The sequence below is a fragment of the Myxococcus eversor genome (genome assembly GCF_010894455.1).
GTDB lineage: Bacteria > Myxococcota > Myxococcia > Myxococcales > Myxococcaceae > Myxococcus > Myxococcus eversor.
This window is the reverse complement of record NZ_JAAIXY010000113.1, coordinates 1-382: the sequence shown is the minus strand read 5'-3', so window position 1 is coordinate 382 and position 382 is coordinate 1. Positions and strand designations below refer to the sequence as shown.

Below are 382 nucleotides of genomic sequence, written 5' to 3'. Positions count from 1 at the left end.
CCACCACGGCCCCGGAGCGGACGAGGTCGAGCGCCTGCCGCATCTCTGTGGCGTACCAGCGATCTCCTTCGAGAGCCGGCGGGATAACGGCGCGAATCGCTTCCATGGCGGCGCGCGAACCTTTGCTGAGCGGATAATCCTTCGCCACCGGTTCGACCAGGGGCAATGCCTGCGCCGCCATCAACAATTCACCGGCGACAATCTGCTCGGCATTCTCGACGATGGTGCGCGCCTTGCGACCGCACCATGTGGAGTTCGACACATGATCCTCTGCATTGGACTTGCCGGGGATGGAATCCACCGAGCCGGGCGTTGCCAGTCCGCGATTTTCCATGACAAGCGCCGACATGGAGCACTGCACCGTGGCGAAGCCTGTATTGAG

General features: G+C 63.1%; 1 protein-coding gene. It reads right to left on the bottom strand.

Annotation, left to right across the window (positions count from 1 at the left end):
- The coding region (locus G4D83_RS45375; RefSeq protein ID WP_240357208.1) for an aromatic amino acid lyase at positions 1 to 349 on the bottom strand (349 nt) is incomplete at its 3' end.
- Positions 350 to 382 lie beyond the last annotated feature (33 nt).